Genomic DNA, 14,983 nt, shown 5'->3' with positions numbered 1-14,983 from the left:
GCCCTGGGCATCTCCGGTGGTGAACAGGTCGGCGTGGAAGGCTACAAAGTAGCTAGTCAGAGTGGGGAGGAGATATTTGCGTCCCTGGCTTTGATATCAGGCTTAAATTGGGACTGCACAGTTTTTTACAGAGACTTTAACAGGATTGTCAGCTTTTGTCAGCCCTAGAAGATGGCTACTAAAAGTATTTTGTAACATTCAAACCTTAAGAGGTTCCACTGCTCCCATGGCCCGAGGGATTATGGCCCCCAGGTGGCACGGTGAAATTTTTGCGAACTCAGTACTCCAGTGTTTTCATCCGCATCAAATCAATGGGATATTGATGATATTGCTCCCTACTGAAATGTTTGAGCAAATTTTCTCCTCAGTGTTGCTTTGCGAGGGGTTGATAACAATGGACAATGGGAAAGTTAAGTTAGGGACGGTTAATTGGCCCTAGGCTGGTTGGTAGAGTTTTGACCCTAACTCCCCCGTTCCTGTCCCCTTGAGAGTGTTAACCCATGGCTCCTTCCTCTGCCCAGATTGTTGACCCCTGTATGTTGGCGGCCATCGACATTGGGACCAATTCCGTTCACATGGTCATTGTCCGCATTGATCCAGTTCTGGCCACCTTTACTATTGTGGCTCGGGAAAAAGATACTGTCCGCCTAGGCGATCGGGACCCCCAATCTAATAATCTCACTCCAGCGGCCATGAATCGGGCGATCGCCGCTTTGAAACGTTGTGTGGAATTGGCCAAGGGTTTGGAAGTGGAAAACATTATCGCTGTGGCCACCAGTGCCACTAGGGAAGCCAAAAATGGCCAAGATTTTCTTACCCGGGTGCAAACGGAAGTGGGGCTAACGGTGGATTTAATTTCTGGCCCAGAGGAAGCCCGACGAATTTACCTGGGGGTATTTTCCTGCATGGATTTCCATGAAGTACCCCATGTGATGATCGACATTGGTGGCGGTTCTACGGAGCTAATTTTGGCCGATCGCCGGGACGTGCGGTTTTTAAGCAGTACCAAAGTAGGGGCGGTGCGGCTCACCCAAGACTTTGTCCACAGCGATCCCATTGATGCCACCGAATTGGCCGTGTTGCGGGCCTATGTGCGGGGCATGCTGGAGCGGCCAGTGGATGAGATTAAACAACGGCTCAAGGGAGGGGAAAAAGCTCAACTGGTGGGGACTTCCGGCACCATTGAAACCCTAGCCACCATGACCGCTTTACAAAAACAAAAAGAGGTTCCCAATCCCATTCAGGGTTACAGCATTAGCCAAAAAGATGTGGAGGAATGGGTCAAAAAATTGGCTGGTCTCAACTGCCAAGAGCGGTTTGAAGTGGCGGGCCTGTCCGATCGCCGGGCGGAAATTATTTTGCCGGGGGCAGTGATTCTACTCGAAGCCATGACCATGCTGGAATTGGATAGCATCACCATCTGTGAGCGGGCGTTGCGGGAAGGCATGATCGTCGATTGGATGCTCACCCATGGGCTAATCCAAGACCGGATGCGTTTCCAGGGAGAAATTCGTCAACGGGGAGTGCTAAAAATCGCCCGCAAATACCAAGTGGATCTCGGTTTTGGGGAAAGGGTCGCCCAATTTGCCACCAGCTTTTTCGATCAACTGCGGGGAGTTTTACACGACTGGGGGGAAACGGAACGGGAATGGCTCTGGGCCGCCGCAATCTTGCACAACTGTGGTACTTATGTCAGTCACTCCGCCCACCATAAACATTCCTATTACTTAATTCGCAATGCGGAACTGCTAGGTTACACGGAAATTGAACTGGAATTAATTGCTAATATTGCTCGCTACCATCGCCGTAGTAAGCCGAAAAAACGCCACGATGATTACATTAAATTATCTGAACCCCACCGTTTAGCAGTGCGGCAATTGAGTTCCTTGCTACGCTTAGCGGTGGCTTTGGACCGTCGCCAAGTAGGAGCCATTGAAAGCTTTGATTGTCATTATGATCAAGATAAACGGCAGTTACATTTGCACATTACCCCCAAAGATCCCGACGATGACTGTGCCTTGGAATTATGGAATTTAGATTATAAAAAAGTTGTTTTTGAAGAAGAATTTAATACTAAAGTAGTAGCAACTCTAGCAATTTTGCTCAAATCTCGTCAGGGTTAAGAAAAATTTAAAATACCTCCCCTGGTCCCTCAATTATGTAGGGAATTCAATTCAAAATTTCCCAGTATGATGAGATGTACAGGGAGAATTTAGACTTTTCAGACCCTCTCTAAAGCTAAAATTTCACCTAAGTTAAGGGGAGATTTTTCACAGTTAATCATGTAGTTATGAGCAAAAAAGTAGCGGCCCTGGGCTTAGATGTGGGGAGAAAACGTATCGGGGTGGCAGGCTGTGACGGCACTGGTTTGATTGCCACTGGCATTACCACCATTGTCCGCAGTTCCTACGACCAAGACATTGCTCAAATTAAACAATTAGTTGAAGAAAGGAATGTTAATCTGTTGGTGGTGGGATTACCCTATACCATGGCTGGGGAAATTGGTTCTCAGGCGAAACAGGTGCAAAAATTTGCCCGACGACTGGCGGAGCAGTTAAACCTACCGCTGGAATATATGGATGAACGGTTAAGTTCAGTAGAAGCAGAAAATCAACTTAAAGCCCAAAAACGTTTTTCTAGCTACAACAAAGGTCTAATTGACCAACAGGCAGCCCAAATTATTTTGCAACAATGGTTAGACCTCCGGCGGGCTAATTTACAGGACAATGATGATAACTTTATTGAATAGATTAGAGCTTGTTTAAAAAGTCTCCCTGGCCTACCAAATTTGTCTGGAAACCGAGTGAAAATACCCAGTATGATCGGAATTTAGTAAAGAAAATTATGGAGTGGAATAGAACTTTCTAAACATGTTCCTAGAGGGTAACTGAAAGCAATAGTTTTTAGTATTTTTGACGTATTGACTAGTCTTTGTTTAGGATCGCCATGCTAACCTAACTTAGTTTTCTGCTTTCAAAACAATGTTATCTAGTATTATTGCCATTCTCTTGCTGGGCTTTTTCGTGGGGCAAATAGCTCGACGGCTGAAACTACCAGCTTTGGTGGGCATGGTGCTAGTGGGCATTATCCTCGGTCCCCAAGTAGGCGATCGCCTGAGTCCGGACATTTTGGCTTTGGCGGACGATCTGCGGACCATGGCGGTGATGGTCATTTTAATGAAAGCGGGGTTGGGGCTAGACCGGGAAAAGCTCAAGCAACAGGGTTCCGTCGCCCTCCGATTAGGATTTTTACCGGCCAGTCTAGAGGCGATCGCCGTGGGGTTAATGGCCATGGTGCTATTCCAGTTTGACTGGGCCACGGGGTTGATGCTGGGTTGCATTATCGGGGCGGAGTCTCCGGCGGTAATTGTCCCCGGTATGTTGCGGCTGAAAAGTTTGGGTTGGGGCGTAGAAAAAGGTATCCCCGACAGTATTTTGACCGGCAGTGCTCTGTCCGATGTTATTCTGTTGCTGCTTTTCAGTTTATTGCTCAGTTTTCTAGCCCAGGAAACTGCCACGGGCATTACGTTGGGCAATGTCAGCTTAAGCCCCCTGCAACTATTACCCCTGCAAGTAGTTGTACAAGTTAGTTTAGGTATTCTAGTCGGTTGGGCCATGGCCAGGATTCTAGTCTCCCTATTAGCCCGACAAAATTGGAGTCAAAATGGGGTGCAGGATGCCCTAGTGGCCGCCAATCTAGCCTTATTTTTAGTGGTGAGTGCCACCCAGTTGCCGATTTTTTCCGGTTACCTTGCAGTGATGGGCACCGGCTTTTTTTTGATCGAGCTGGATGCGCCCCTGGCCCGTAGATTACGGGGCAGTTTTGATGGCCTGTGGACCATTGCAGAAATTTTTCTCTTTGTTCTGTTGGGGGCCAGCATTGAGTTATCGGTGTTGGAAAGCAATTTGTTACCGGGGCTGGCTTTGTTGGCGGTGGGCACCCTGATCGGGCGATCGCTGGGTTGGTATTTATCCACCCTGGGCAGTAATTGGACTAATCGAGAAAAATTATTTTTACTGCCGGCTAATTCCGCTAAAGCCACTGTGCAAGCTGCTTTGGGCGCTGTGCCCCTAACCCAAGGCATTGCTGGGGGGGAAATTATTTTAGCCGTGGCTGCCCTCTCCATTCTGGTTACTGCGCCGTTGGGAGCTTGGGCGATTCCCACCTTTGCCCCCAAGTTGTTGCAGCAAGGGGAAGTGGACCCTACCAAAGTCACCGTTAATCAGTCCCTGACCATTTTGGCCGCAGTGGATACTTCGGCGATCGCCAAATCGGTTTTAACCAAAGCTGCTGAATTGGCCCGTCGGAATGATGCCAAAGTATTTGTTCTACACATAATCGAGTTGGAAGATCCCCCTGGGGTGGAGCACTTGCGGGCACAAACAAAGCAAATTTTGGCTGATATTCGACATCAATGGATCACCACCGAGGGAGTGGTGCCGGAACAAATTCTCCGCATTGCCGGGGAACGAGGAGCAGCGGAAATCATCATTGGTAAGCGAGGGCACAGCATTTTAGACGATGTGTTGCTGGGTTCCGTTTCCCAATACCTGTTAGAAACCAGCGTTCTACCGGTTATGGTGGTGGGGTCGGAGGAGAAAGTTAGTCCATCTCCGGCCCCGTTGAGTTAGGACAGTCACCGTCCATGTACTACGCTGAGCAGTTGACCATTTACGTCACCGAAGGCGATCGCCTGGGGGGAAAACTTCTCTATCAAGCCTTAATTGAAGAAGCCAGAAAGCTTGGTTTAGCCGGGGTAACAGTGCTGCGGACAGCCATTGGCTACGGCCCCCAAAGTCATCAGATTGCAGTGGATTGGACCATGGAATTAGCCCCACAAATGATTATGGTGCTAGTGGTTATTGATCAACCAACGGCGATCGCCAGATATATTCCCCGACTGCAAGCCTTGATTAAAAAAGGTTTAGTAACTAAAGAATTGGTGCGCATCGTACACCATGCCCCCATGGAAAAAAAAGAAAACCCAGAAACCGTTTCCCCTTTGCCTGAGCAATCCACCATGGATAACCTTAATAATGCCAACCAAGCCACAGACTATGAAAAACTAACCATTTACGTGGGGGAAGCGGACCAATGGCAGGGACGGCCAGTTCATTTAGCTCTGATTCAGGAAGCTCGACGGTTGGGCATTATTGGAGCCACAGCAGTACGGGGAGCCACTGGCTACGGTAAAAACAACGAGGAGCGGATCATGTTGCTGGGCATCATTGAACTGTCTTCGGATTTGCCCATAATGCTCACTTTTATCGATCGCCGTGGGAAAATCGATCAGCTTTTACCTATAGTTCAGCAAGCAGTCCAGGGAGGAATTGTCCTGCGGGATAGGGTCGAAGTGGTGGTTCACACTTGAAATTCAAGAATGTCGACAAAGTCCCGATTAGCCCCACAACCTAGGACAACTCTTCAAACGGATTCCAGGAGCTAAAACTTATCCGTAGCTGGCCTGGGCCCCACTGCCCCCGGTTGATTGGTGAATAAATTCCCCGCCGCTTCATTTTGGTAAATACAATCAATGCGAGGATTCCCTTCCAGAGGCCCGGTGAAACCAAAGGTATTCATCCGATTTTTGCAATCATTGACCTGACGGCTGTCCACCAATTTTTCCCGCTCTAAAATGCTCCAGTTATTGCGGCGCAACACACAGCCCGGTTGCATCACTGGTTGGGTGACAAATACATTAAAAGGATTTAGGGTCACAAACACCCGCATATCGGTGACAATGGCGCTGGAGCCAAACTGTACACACACTTCAGCGTTGGGGGCACTGCGGTCAATCACTTCCCTGGAAGCCACATTTTCCGGACTAAAGCTAGCGGTGGAACTAAAACCAATGCCCACCCCAATGCCCAAAACAAAAATTCCCGCTAATAAGGCGATCGTGCCATAGTTGATGGCCCCCAGGCTGAACTTACCAGGGGCTTTTCCCGGCGGGGGCCCATAATCCCGGTCATAGCTGGGACGGGGAGGAGGAGTGTAACGGGGTGGGGGTCTGCGGGCCATAGGGAGAAATTGAGAAGGTGGAGTTTCCTAGTCTAGCTTTGGCAGAACTATTTCAGCCGGTAAAAACCTGGGGTGAGCTTTGGGTCAACCACAACCACGAGGGGGAAAATTGTCCGATGGCTTGCCATTCCCAACACCAGTAGATCAGGAGAGGGAATATTAACCTAGCCACGTTTCCCATCGAGAATTTTAGACGAATTCCAAGGTTAAATCAGGCATCAGTCGTTGGAGGTTTCTCAAGGATTTCATTTGCCAGAGAATGTTTTTAGAACCCTTAAAAACTAGGCTGGTGTCTTCCTTACCCCGCACCTTCATCACAAACATAGACAGCATGCTGATGCCGGAACTATTGAGAAATTCTAACCCCTCTAAGTTAATGATCAGCTCACTACAATCGGACAAAATTTCCAGCATGGTGTTCATAATGGGCTGATATTCCTTCATGCCTTCCAACCGCAAAAAGCCCCGAAAGTAAAGGGTCTTGTTGGCTTCTTCAAAGTAAATCCGATAGTCTTCAGTGGTTATTTCCATGGGAATAGGTCGCAATAAAATTAGGGATTTGGGGAGAATAATTTTTTCTTAGCTACCACTGCTCAAATTTCGACACCCAAGTGAGTCATCACCGTAACTTTGATCAAATCCTCGGAACCTGAAACCGGGACAAATCGCCAACCAAACTGAGCTTGGTAATCGTTAATCATAGTCAACAAGCCGATCTGGGACGCTTCGCAATCTTCCAGGGCGGATTTTTCTAGTCGTTCCATGTATAGCTCCAGCGGATCTGCCTCTAATAGCACTTTGACGAAATTCTCATAGTCAATGGTGGTTGGCAGGGGAGAAATATTACTGGTCTCAAAAATTAATTTATGGTCGTAGAGATGGAGAGTAATGGTGATGGGACAATCATGGTCGGTGGTGCTGTATTTAACGGCATTTTCCAACAATTCGTTGGCAATGTAACTGACGGAGCCTTTGATGGTGTCTCGCTGACTAAGGCCGTCGTCTGCTCCGTTGCCGGGAAAAAAGGTGGCAAAGTAGTCCCCCAAAAAGTCTGCTGACAGGCCATAGTTGCGCCAGCGTTGTAAACGATTTACCCGGTCGAGGGAAAAGTTTAGGGTCAGAAATTCGTCGCTGGGGGGAATGGGATCGAGGAACTCTCCCCATTGTCTGACGTTGGTTTGGTCAGTGCTCATGGTTATGTCTATGGGACTAGCTCACTTGGTTTATCCGAAAAATCAATGGCCGAAAATGCAGTTCCGGCCCTGGCGTTTCGCCTTGTAAAGATTTTCGTCCGCTTGGGCAATTAGGTCTAGGGGGAGTTGTCCCGGCTGGGGATACAGGCGACCGATGCCAAAGGACATGGTGACGAATTCGCTAGTGGGGGAATGGTGATGGGGAATTTCTAGCATTGCCAGAGAGGCCTGCATCCGTTTGGCAATCTGCTGGGCAGCTTCACTGGTCACCTGGGGCAAAATTACACCAAATTCTTCACCACCGTAGCGAGCAAAAAGATCAAACGGGTTGCGGAGGGTGGCGCTGAGGGTTTTGGCAATGCGCCGCAAACAGTCATCCCCACTGAGGTGGCCGTAGAAATCGTTGAATTGTTTGAAATGGTCGATATCACATAAAATCAGGGCGATCGCCTCTTGGCTATCCATGGTCCGTTCCCATTGTTGGGCCAGATGGAGGTCAAAATGGCGGCGGTTGGAAACCTGGGTGAGGCTATCGAGGTTAAGTAACTCTGCGGTTTCCCCTAGCTTTTGTCGCCATTGGGCATCCACCACGTCCCCATGTTGCATGATGGTTTCCACAATAATTTCTAGGTCTTCCTTTTCCCGGGAAATTAAACTAAGAATATTTTGTAACTTCGCCTCTGCCCGCTGTCGTTCGAGGATTTCGCTTCTGAGCTTGACATTGGTTTCATTCAGCAATGACTCGATCATGTCCCCATGTTCGGCGATCGTGGTCAAGGCAATGTGGAGATCATCATTTTCCCGTTGTAACCGATTAATTTCTTGCTGAAGTTGAGTTAGGGTGGCCGCCGTTAATTCTGTCGTAGTCATAGTGGGGAGCGAAGACAGGGATAGGATCCGGAAATTTTTGAGTGAGTTTATTTACTTACCTAGGTTATTCAATGTAACTCACTTGGTTAAGAATGACTGCTTACCCAGGACTATTTTCCCTAGATTGGTGTTTAATTATCCTCTGCTTAGTTGGGGCAGGGAAACGGGGCTGGCATTGTTTTTCCCATAGATTCACAAACTAAAAATAGTGATCAAGTTTTATCTTGATTTGGGAGGTGTTGGCAAAGTTCGGGTTTGCCCTTAAATCGACTGACTAGGAAACCTTTCCCGAGTTTCCCCCCAAGCTTGGGGAAAATTAGGTTGAATTTTACAACAGTCTTTTGGATGAACCCAGTGACTACGTTGCAGCAGGCTGGGTCAATGTCAGCGGGATTTTTCCACTGATGCCCGGACGATCGCCGCTAACTGTTCTGCACTATCGAGGTCAGCCAATGTGCTAGCAGCTTTGGCCATGGTAGCCAAATTTTCTGGACTCTGGAGCAGGTCTAGCCCAGCTTGTTCCAACTGTTCCGCCGTCAGGGATTTTTGGGCAAACATTAGGGCGGCCCCGGCATCAACAAACACCTGGGCGTTATACATCTGATGATTTTCCGCCGCAAAGGGATAGGGAATTAAAATGGAGGGGGTCTGGGTGACAGCCAATTCGGTTAGGGTGCCCGCTCCGGCTCTGCTAATGGCTAAATCCGCCTTTTGCAATAGGGCCGCCATATTATCAAAAAATTCCAGGGGGAGATAATGGTCATGGCTAAAGGTGGCTGCTTCCGGATCGTTCTTACCGGTCAAGTGGACAATAAAGGCCCCCGCATTTACCCAAGCAGGCACACAACTACGGACTTGTTGATTCACTGTCACTGCTCCCTGGGACCCCCCTGCCACCACAATTAAGCATCTGTCTGGGGGAATGGGGAAATCCAAAGACTGGGGTTGGCGAAACTGCTCCCGCACGGGGGTGCTGATCCAAACCGTTACACAATTGGGCAGATATTTGGCTGTGCCCCGGAAACCGATCGCCACTGTGTCGCACCAACGGCCCAACCAAGTGGTTACCTTACCGGGAATAAAGTTAGATTCGTGAAAAATTACCGGAATACCGCATAATTTAGCAGCTAAAATGGCTGGCGCGGCAATATAACCCCCCGTAGTCGCCACAGCATTAATTTTTTTACTCTTAATCAGTTTTCTAACCGTGAATACTGACCGTAATAAATTCCAGCCAATCTTGATTGTTTTTAAGCTGGGCCGCCCCTGGAAACCCTCCACCGGGATCGTTACCAAGGGATATTGTCGGGGTACCAACGTCGTCTCCAGGCGATCGGGTACCCCCAACCAGGTAATTTCATAGTCCGGCAACTGCTGGGCCAGGGCCAAAGCCGGAAAAAGATGCCCCCCCGTGCCACTGGCGGCAATTAGTAAACGAATCGGTTCAGTCATCTTGCCAAAATATCCGTTAAAAACTACACAAGCCTTTGATAAGCCCACAAAAAAAATACCCCACCCGCTGGCGGAGTAACAAATCAAAATGTCCAATCCCCCGCATAACGGAGGAATCCTGACCCACCCAAAGATGGTTAGACATTTTCAATTAAAAGACCATTAGTCTTCAAACCTTTCCAGCCTAACCTTCGCCTTCACTCTCAATGTGAATGAAAAGCAACCCCATGGTCACAGCGGGAAATAACCAACCCACCATAGGAATCAAAATCCAGGGCAGGTAAGATGCAGCGTAGGAACCGTCCATTAGTTAATACTCCTTATTAATTGGATGATTGTAAGCTCAGGCCGTCGTGGCAACGGCAAAATCGAAACAGTTTAAAGGTTATAAGGTTATTTAGTTAAATAGACCCCGGAAAATCCCATCCACAACGCTGAGGTTTTCCAACAGGAAGTAAGCCACAAAGGCACCTCCCATGCCACCCACAAAAAAGCCAGCGGCAAATTGGCTCCAACCATCGGCTGTTTGCAGAGTGTCGCCGGAACCCTGTTCCCCTTGGAAGGTAACCAGTCCATAGCTACTAAGAGCAGCGGTAGCCACCAGGATCAAAGCCAAAGCTCCGATCAGACCACCAATATATTGGTACTCAGAATCCCGTAGGGGGCCCAGCAGGGTCCAAGGGCCAATCAGAAAATAGCCGTGGGCCATACCCACTTCCAAACCTCTGAGGATGGGGGAAAGGCCTTTACGATAGGCGGGCAAATTGCCGATAAAAGTGCGGGTGAAAGCGGAGTCGGAAATGGGGGTGGAAAGGTGCCCCACAAAAGGATCGCCGTTATAGGCTTGTACAACTTGGTTAGATTCAGCCATTGGTATTGAGTTCTCCTATTAAAGAATTTCGTCAGGGACGTGACAAAACTTTAGTCCCCATTTTACGCACGGGGGGGCGTTTTGCGAGGAAAATGGCTTTTAGCTTTAAAAAAATTCATTAAGTTTTATTTCGCCTCACTGACAATGGTTTTTTCCCCTGGGGTCTGGACTTTCGGGGCTTTCTTTGATGGGATTTTCCCAGTAGACCTAATTTATGCCGACCAGGTCACAAGCCCAGAACAAATTGCCGAGATGAAGGCGCTGCTGCTGCCATTTTTAACCAAAATACCCTCCCCAGGGACCAATAACATTGTTGTTGACCATGACGATCTATTTGAGGCAACAACGGGAATCTACCCTGACCCCCAGGGCATGGCCTATGTGGTTAAACCCCTAGGTGGTGAGCGATTTACGTTGGTGCCCAATGTGCGGGCGGAAGAGTGGTTAGAGCTTGGCCAGTAAAGATTAGGAAGTAATCGGCTTGGTGAAACCATCTATCTAAAAAATTCCAGAAAAGCCCATGCTATGATAATGATTATCATTATTTAGAGGTTTGCCCATGATGGCCATGGGGAGGAAGGGCATTGCTTTTTCCCTTGGCTGTTGCCTATATTCTCGATAATTTGTTGGCTAATTCCTAGGGTGTGAGGACTCCTATGTTAAGAAAACTGTCACTAGTGTGGGGTTTGGGTGCCCTGATGGCGATCGCCTTGGGGACAAATCAGCCGGCGGAAGCCCAAATGATTCAGACTTCAACATTGTCGAATCGTCTAAGACTAGATGGTTTCCTTAACGATGGGGTTGATCCTAATGTGTTATCTCAAATCACTTCCGTGTCGGAGCTTAGGGATGTGCAGCCCACCGCCTGGGCCTACGAAGCACTCAAAAGTTTAGTGGAGCGCTACGGTTGCATTGTTGGTTATCCTGACCGTACTTTTCGCGGCGATGGAGCCCTATACCGTTGGGAATTTGCTGCGGGACTAAATGCCTGCATGAACGTCATGGAGCGGTTAATCCAGGAGAACGTAGCGGTTTTACGGGAAGACGTTGATAAGTTGAAGCGCTTAGCCCAGGAGTTTCATGGGGAATTGGTCGTCCTGGGGGCCCGGGTCGATAATCTGGAAGTCCGCACGGCTTACCTGGAGGACCATCAATTTTCCACCACCACCAAATTAAGTGGACAGGTGGTGACGGCCCTGAGTGGCATTGTCAGCGGCGACAAAAATAATGGCACCGAATCGATCACTAGAAACACCACCTTGGGTTACCGCACCCGTTTGGAGCTCAATACTAGCTTTCGAGGAGATGACGATCTGTTCATTCGTTTATCCAGTGGCAATCTAGAGGACTATGGTCCCATTGCCGGTACTTTTCAGCCAGTGTTAGGGGCAACGGAACCGGAAGATGGCAACCTCAGCAATAGTGTTTTGTACTATACTCTTCCTGCCACGGAAAATATTCGTCTGTGGGCCATGGGGGCCGGGGGCGCTTTCGACGATTTCACCAATACAGTCAATGTTTTAGACGGGGATGGAGCCTTTGGAGCATTGACTGCCTTTGGCACCCGTAGCCCGATCTATTTCTTGGGGGAAGGTACTGGGGCCGCTCTCCAGGGTACCTGGGATAGGTTACAACTTAGCCTTGGTTACTTGGCCCCCGCTGGCAATGATCCTTCCCAGGGAGAAGGATTATTTAACGGCAGTTTTGGCACGATCGCCCAGGTAAACTATGATTTCACTGACAATCTGACCGTAGCTTTAACCTATAGCTATGGCTATAACACCTTGGACACTAGCACCGGTAGCCAACGCTCTAATTTCCGCTACTTTACGGAAACCACCTTTGGGGAAGCGGCCAAAACTTCCCACAACGCCTATGGGGCCGCTTTTTCTTGGCAGTTGAGCGACCATTTTGTCCTAGGGGGCTGGGGAGGCCTTACTAAGGCCCGCACCCTCAACTCTATAGATCTGGCGGATGCCAGCATTGGTAGGGGCAGTTTAGATATTTGGAATTGGGCTGTGACCCTGGCTTTCCCCGACATTATCAAGGAAGGGAATATGGCAGGGATTATTGTGGGTATGCAACCCTGGGTGAGCAGTAGTTCCATTGTCTTCCCCGATGACATTGCCACCACTGACATTGACAGTTCCTTGCACCTAGAAGGCTTTTTCCAGTGGGCAGTGAATGACAATCTTTCCATTACCCCCGGTATTGTGGTGGTACCCAATGCTGATTACAACAACGCCAATGGCACCCTGGTAATGGGGGTAATTCGTACCACCTTCAGCTTCTAGGCATTGCAAAACCTTTCCACGCAACGGACAAATAGTTCTACTCCCACTGGCAACACAGCCTCATCAAAATTGAAGCGGGGATGGTGGTGGGGATAGTCCAAACCAAGATCCCCATTGGCAGACCCTAGGAAGAAGTAACAACCTGGCACTGCCTGGAGAAAAAATGACATATCTTCCCCTGCCAAGGTTTGATAATCCGGTTGTAGATGGTCATCCGTGAGCAACACATCCGCCGCCGCCGATCGCACCAAATCCGCCAAACGGCGATCGTTAACCACGGGGGGATAGATATTTTCGTAGGTAAATTGGTAATTAGCTCCGTGACTCTGGCAAATGCCCTTGATAATTTCCTCAATGCGTTGGGCAAAATAACCAGCAAAATTGGGATCAAAGTAGCGCACTGTGCCCCGGAAATAGGCGCTGTCGGGAATGACGTTAAAAGCAGTGCCGGACTGCAACTGTCCCACAGTAACCACGGCGGACTGGAGGGGATTTAAATTGCGGGCCACAATGCCTTGCAAAGCCATGACAATTTGGGCACTGATCACCAGGGTATCCACGGTTTGGTGGGGCATGGCTCCGTGGCCTCCTTGGCCGAACAATTGACATTCAAAATGTTCCACCGCCGCCATTACTGGCCCTGGCTTGATGCCCACCGTGCCCACGGGTAGATCATTCCAAAGATGTAAACCCACAATGGCATCCACCGCCGGATTTTCCAGTACCCCTGCTTCAATCATGGGCTTGGCACCACCAGGGCCTTCCTCCGCTGGCTGAAAAAAGAATTTTACCTGCCCCCGAAAACTATCCCGATGGGCCGCTAAATATTGCGCTGTGCCTAAGGCGATCGCCGTGTGACCGTCGTGGCCGCAGGCGTGCATTTTACCGGGGTGGAGGGAACGGTAATCTACTTCATTTTCTTCCGTTACCGGTAGGGCATCCATATCGGCTCGGATAGCCAGCACAGGTCCCGGCTTACCGCTGTTAACCGTCGCCATAATACCGGTTTTGGCAATGCCTGGGGTGTGGGGAATTTCTAATTTAGTCAGGGTTTCGGCAATGTGGGCCGCCGTTAACTGCTCTTGGAAGCCCAATTCTGGGTATTGGTGAAACTGCCGTCGCCATTGGATCAATTGACCGTGTAGTGCTTGAATAGGCAAACGGACATTAGTGCTGGGTAAATTAGTTGGCTGGGGAAGGGTAAAAACCATAGGGGAAAAGCAGGATGGTATTTGCATTTTAACCATTTACCCCAGGGACTATCCCAACCAAAGATAGCTACCAGCCCAGGCAATCAAAGCACTGCCCAGGGGAACAGTTAAGTTATCAATGCCCCGGCGGGAAAAGCTCTCCAATCCAGCACTGGCGATCGCCACCGTCCCAGCCACAACAAGGACACTGACTGTGAAGCCGAAGGTGTAACTAAGAAATACAACCGTAACCAAAAAACTGGCCAACACCATGGTGAGAGTGCCCTCCCAACTTTTGCGGAAACCAAAGACTTCGTAGTGGTGATGCCCCCACCTTTGTCCCACCAGGGCCGCCAGTCCATCGCCCCAGGCCATGACTAAAATACCGATCGCCGCAAATACCGGCAGTCCAAGGGAGAAAAATCCCCCCACCAATAGACCAATGCTAAGGGCGTAAAACAAAGTGCCGTAACTGTGGCGGCCAACACTTTCTAAGCTGGGCAAAATCGGCAAACGATAGGAGAGCACTGCAATGCCAGCGGCAAAAACCCCGGCGATCGCCCCCACCCAACCAGGAATACTCAACCACCAAGCAATCAGCACCACTTGCCCCGCTCCGATGTGGACAATTTTACGAGTTACCTCCGCCGGACTGGGGGAAAGGCGGTTAAGCAGTTCCGCGGTTAACACCACAGCCCCTAGGTAGGTCGCCGCCAGCCCCACCGCAATCCAGAGGGGCAAAGCCATAGGATTATTTTGCTCAATGCCCATTAGGAAAAAAACAATAGTTATAACCTCGGTGACAGTACCTTAGTTTGATGACAATCCCACTAATCATACCCTCAAAGATATAGTTGATCGGCGATCAATGCCTACGTATCCGCCTCTTCGTTAGTCTCCAGTCGGAGGTTGTTGAGAGATTAATCAGAAAATTTGCTGCAATATTATAAGTTAATACATTTTTATGATAAATTTTGACTTCGCCGCCGATCTTTAATGTCCAGTGATCTTGGGATAATGTGGTAATTTTCTTGATCTGACAAATGGGTTGCGCATACCCCGCAGCTTGCTGCGATTGGGATAAGCAACCCC

General features: G+C 49.2%; 15 protein-coding genes. 6 read left to right on the top strand and 9 right to left on the bottom strand.

Features of this window, described 5'->3' with window-relative positions; all coding sequences use genetic code 11:
• The first annotated feature begins 500 nt into the window (after nt 1-500).
• From BWK47_RS15855 to BWK47_RS15840, 4 genes are all read left to right on the top strand, one after another.
• Nucleotides 501-2,123, top strand: a complete 1,623-nt coding sequence (locus tag BWK47_RS15855; protein ID WP_162329402.1) for a Ppx/GppA phosphatase family protein — start codon at nt 501-503, stop codon at nt 2,121-2,123.
• A gap of 167 nt (nt 2,124-2,290) precedes the next feature.
• The gene (gene ruvX, locus BWK47_RS15850) at nt 2,291-2,749 is read left to right on the top strand and encodes a Holliday junction resolvase RuvX (RefSeq protein ID WP_162329401.1); all 459 of its coding nucleotides are present in this window, start codon (nt 2,291-2,293) and stop codon (nt 2,747-2,749) included.
• 232 nt (nt 2,750-2,981) lie between these two features.
• A complete protein-coding gene (locus tag BWK47_RS15845) occupies nt 2,982-4,631 on the top strand; it encodes a cation:proton antiporter (RefSeq protein WP_162329400.1) in 1,650 nt (549 codons plus the stop codon).
• 14 nt (nt 4,632-4,645) lie between these two features.
• Nucleotides 4,646-5,371, top strand: coding sequence for a DUF190 domain-containing protein (locus BWK47_RS15840; protein ID WP_162329399.1), 726 nt, complete (start codon nt 4,646-4,648; stop codon nt 5,369-5,371).
• 71 nt (nt 5,372-5,442) lie between these two features.
• Here the strand turns inward: BWK47_RS15840 and BWK47_RS15835 are convergent, their stop codons facing one another.
• The 7 genes from BWK47_RS15835 to BWK47_RS15805 form a co-directional block, all read right to left on the bottom strand.
• On the bottom strand, nt 5,443-6,021 hold the full coding sequence (locus tag BWK47_RS15835) for a DUF3172 domain-containing protein (RefSeq protein ID WP_010874260.1): 579 nt from the start codon (nt 6,019-6,021) through the stop codon (nt 5,443-5,445).
• 189 nt (nt 6,022-6,210) lie between these two features.
• Nucleotides 6,211-6,552: a slr1659 superfamily regulator gene (locus BWK47_RS15830; protein WP_010874259.1), complete on the bottom strand. Its 342-nt coding sequence runs from the start codon at nt 6,550-6,552 to the stop codon at nt 6,211-6,213.
• A gap of 62 nt (nt 6,553-6,614) precedes the next feature.
• Nucleotides 6,615-7,214, bottom strand: coding sequence for a slr1658 superfamily regulator (locus tag BWK47_RS15825; protein ID WP_162329398.1), 600 nt, complete (start codon nt 7,212-7,214; stop codon nt 6,615-6,617).
• A gap of 42 nt (nt 7,215-7,256) precedes the next feature.
• Nucleotides 7,257-8,084, bottom strand: a complete 828-nt coding sequence (locus BWK47_RS15820; RefSeq protein ID WP_162329397.1) for a diguanylate cyclase — start codon at nt 8,082-8,084, stop codon at nt 7,257-7,259.
• Nucleotides 8,085-8,468: 384 nt separating this feature from the next.
• Entirely contained in the window at nt 8,469-9,536 is a 1,068-nt protein-coding gene (gene murG / locus BWK47_RS15815) for an undecaprenyldiphospho-muramoylpentapeptide beta-N-acetylglucosaminyltransferase (protein ID WP_237269685.1), read from the bottom strand.
• 184 nt (nt 9,537-9,720) lie between these two features.
• A complete protein-coding gene (locus BWK47_RS15810; RefSeq protein ID WP_010874255.1) occupies nt 9,721-9,843 on the bottom strand; it encodes a photosystem I reaction center subunit VIII in 123 nt (40 codons plus the stop codon).
• Nucleotides 9,844-9,933: 90 nt separating this feature from the next.
• On the bottom strand, nt 9,934-10,407 hold the full coding sequence (locus tag BWK47_RS15805; protein WP_010874254.1) for a photosystem I reaction center protein subunit XI: 474 nt from the start codon (nt 10,405-10,407) through the stop codon (nt 9,934-9,936).
• A gap of 144 nt (nt 10,408-10,551) precedes the next feature.
• Here BWK47_RS15805 and BWK47_RS15800 point away from each other — a divergent pair, with 144 nt between their 5' ends.
• Both BWK47_RS15800 and BWK47_RS15795 read left to right on the top strand, forming a co-directional pair.
• Nucleotides 10,552-10,869 carry a hypothetical protein gene (locus BWK47_RS15800; RefSeq protein ID WP_237269684.1) on the top strand — a complete coding sequence of 106 codons (318 nt, stop codon included), beginning with the start codon at nt 10,552-10,554 and terminating at the stop codon, nt 10,867-10,869.
• A gap of 182 nt (nt 10,870-11,051) precedes the next feature.
• Complete coding sequence (locus tag BWK47_RS15795) at nt 11,052-12,701, top strand: iron uptake porin (protein WP_162329395.1); 1,650 nt, start codon at nt 11,052-11,054, stop codon at nt 12,699-12,701.
• Here BWK47_RS15795 and BWK47_RS15790 read toward each other — a convergent pair.
• Nucleotides 12,698-13,912, bottom strand: a complete 1,215-nt coding sequence (locus BWK47_RS15790; RefSeq protein ID WP_162329394.1) for a M20 metallopeptidase family protein — start codon at nt 13,910-13,912, stop codon at nt 12,698-12,700. The two genes, BWK47_RS15795 and BWK47_RS15790, sit on opposite strands and share 4 nt — an antisense overlap.
• 48 nt (nt 13,913-13,960) lie before the next feature.
• A complete protein-coding gene (locus tag BWK47_RS15785; RefSeq protein ID WP_162329393.1) occupies nt 13,961-14,662 on the bottom strand; it encodes a diacylglycerol/polyprenol kinase family protein in 702 nt (233 codons plus the stop codon).
• Nucleotides 14,663-14,983: the final 321 nt, after the last annotated feature.

The sequence above is a fragment of the Synechocystis sp. CACIAM 05 genome (assembly GCF_010222815.1).
GTDB lineage: Bacteria > Cyanobacteriota > Cyanobacteriia > Cyanobacteriales > Microcystaceae > Synechocystis.
This window is presented reverse-complemented; position numbering and strand designations above follow the sequence as displayed.

What these genes read in the sequence shown, in the direction of transcription:
- BWK47_RS15855 (WP_162329402.1), top strand. Translation starts at nt 501, where the DNA reads ATGGCTCCTTCCTCTGCCCAGATTGTTGACCCCTGTATGTTGGCGGCC.
- ruvX (WP_162329401.1), top strand. Translation starts at nt 2,291, where the DNA reads ATGAGCAAAAAAGTAGCGGCCCTGGGCTTAGATGTGGGGAGAAAACGT.
- BWK47_RS15845 (WP_162329400.1), top strand. Translation starts at nt 2,982, where the DNA reads ATGTTATCTAGTATTATTGCCATTCTCTTGCTGGGCTTTTTCGTGGGG.
- BWK47_RS15840 (WP_162329399.1), top strand. Translation starts at nt 4,646, where the DNA reads ATGTACTACGCTGAGCAGTTGACCATTTACGTCACCGAAGGCGATCGC.
- BWK47_RS15835 (WP_010874260.1), bottom strand. Translation starts at nt 6,021, where the DNA reads ATGGCCCGCAGACCCCCACCCCGTTACACTCCTCCTCCCCGTCCCAGC.
- BWK47_RS15830 (WP_010874259.1), bottom strand. Translation starts at nt 6,552, where the DNA reads ATGGAAATAACCACTGAAGACTATCGGATTTACTTTGAAGAAGCCAAC.
- BWK47_RS15825 (WP_162329398.1), bottom strand. Translation starts at nt 7,214, where the DNA reads ATGAGCACTGACCAAACCAACGTCAGACAATGGGGAGAGTTCCTCGAT.
- BWK47_RS15820 (WP_162329397.1), bottom strand. Translation starts at nt 8,084, where the DNA reads ATGACTACGACAGAATTAACGGCGGCCACCCTAACTCAACTTCAGCAA.
- murG (WP_237269685.1), bottom strand. Translation starts at nt 9,536, where the DNA reads ATGACTGAACCGATTCGTTTACTAATTGCCGCCAGTGGCACGGGGGGG.
- BWK47_RS15810 (WP_010874255.1), bottom strand. Translation starts at nt 9,843, where the DNA reads ATGGACGGTTCCTACGCTGCATCTTACCTGCCCTGGATTTTGATTCCT.
- BWK47_RS15805 (WP_010874254.1), bottom strand. Translation starts at nt 10,407, where the DNA reads ATGGCTGAATCTAACCAAGTTGTACAAGCCTATAACGGCGATCCTTTT.
- BWK47_RS15800 (WP_237269684.1), top strand. Translation starts at nt 10,552, where the DNA reads ATGGTTTTTTCCCCTGGGGTCTGGACTTTCGGGGCTTTCTTTGATGGG.
- BWK47_RS15790 (WP_162329394.1), bottom strand. Translation starts at nt 13,912, where the DNA reads ATGGTTTTTACCCTTCCCCAGCCAACTAATTTACCCAGCACTAATGTC.
- BWK47_RS15785 (WP_162329393.1), bottom strand. Translation starts at nt 14,662, where the DNA reads ATGGGCATTGAGCAAAATAATCCTATGGCTTTGCCCCTCTGGATTGCG.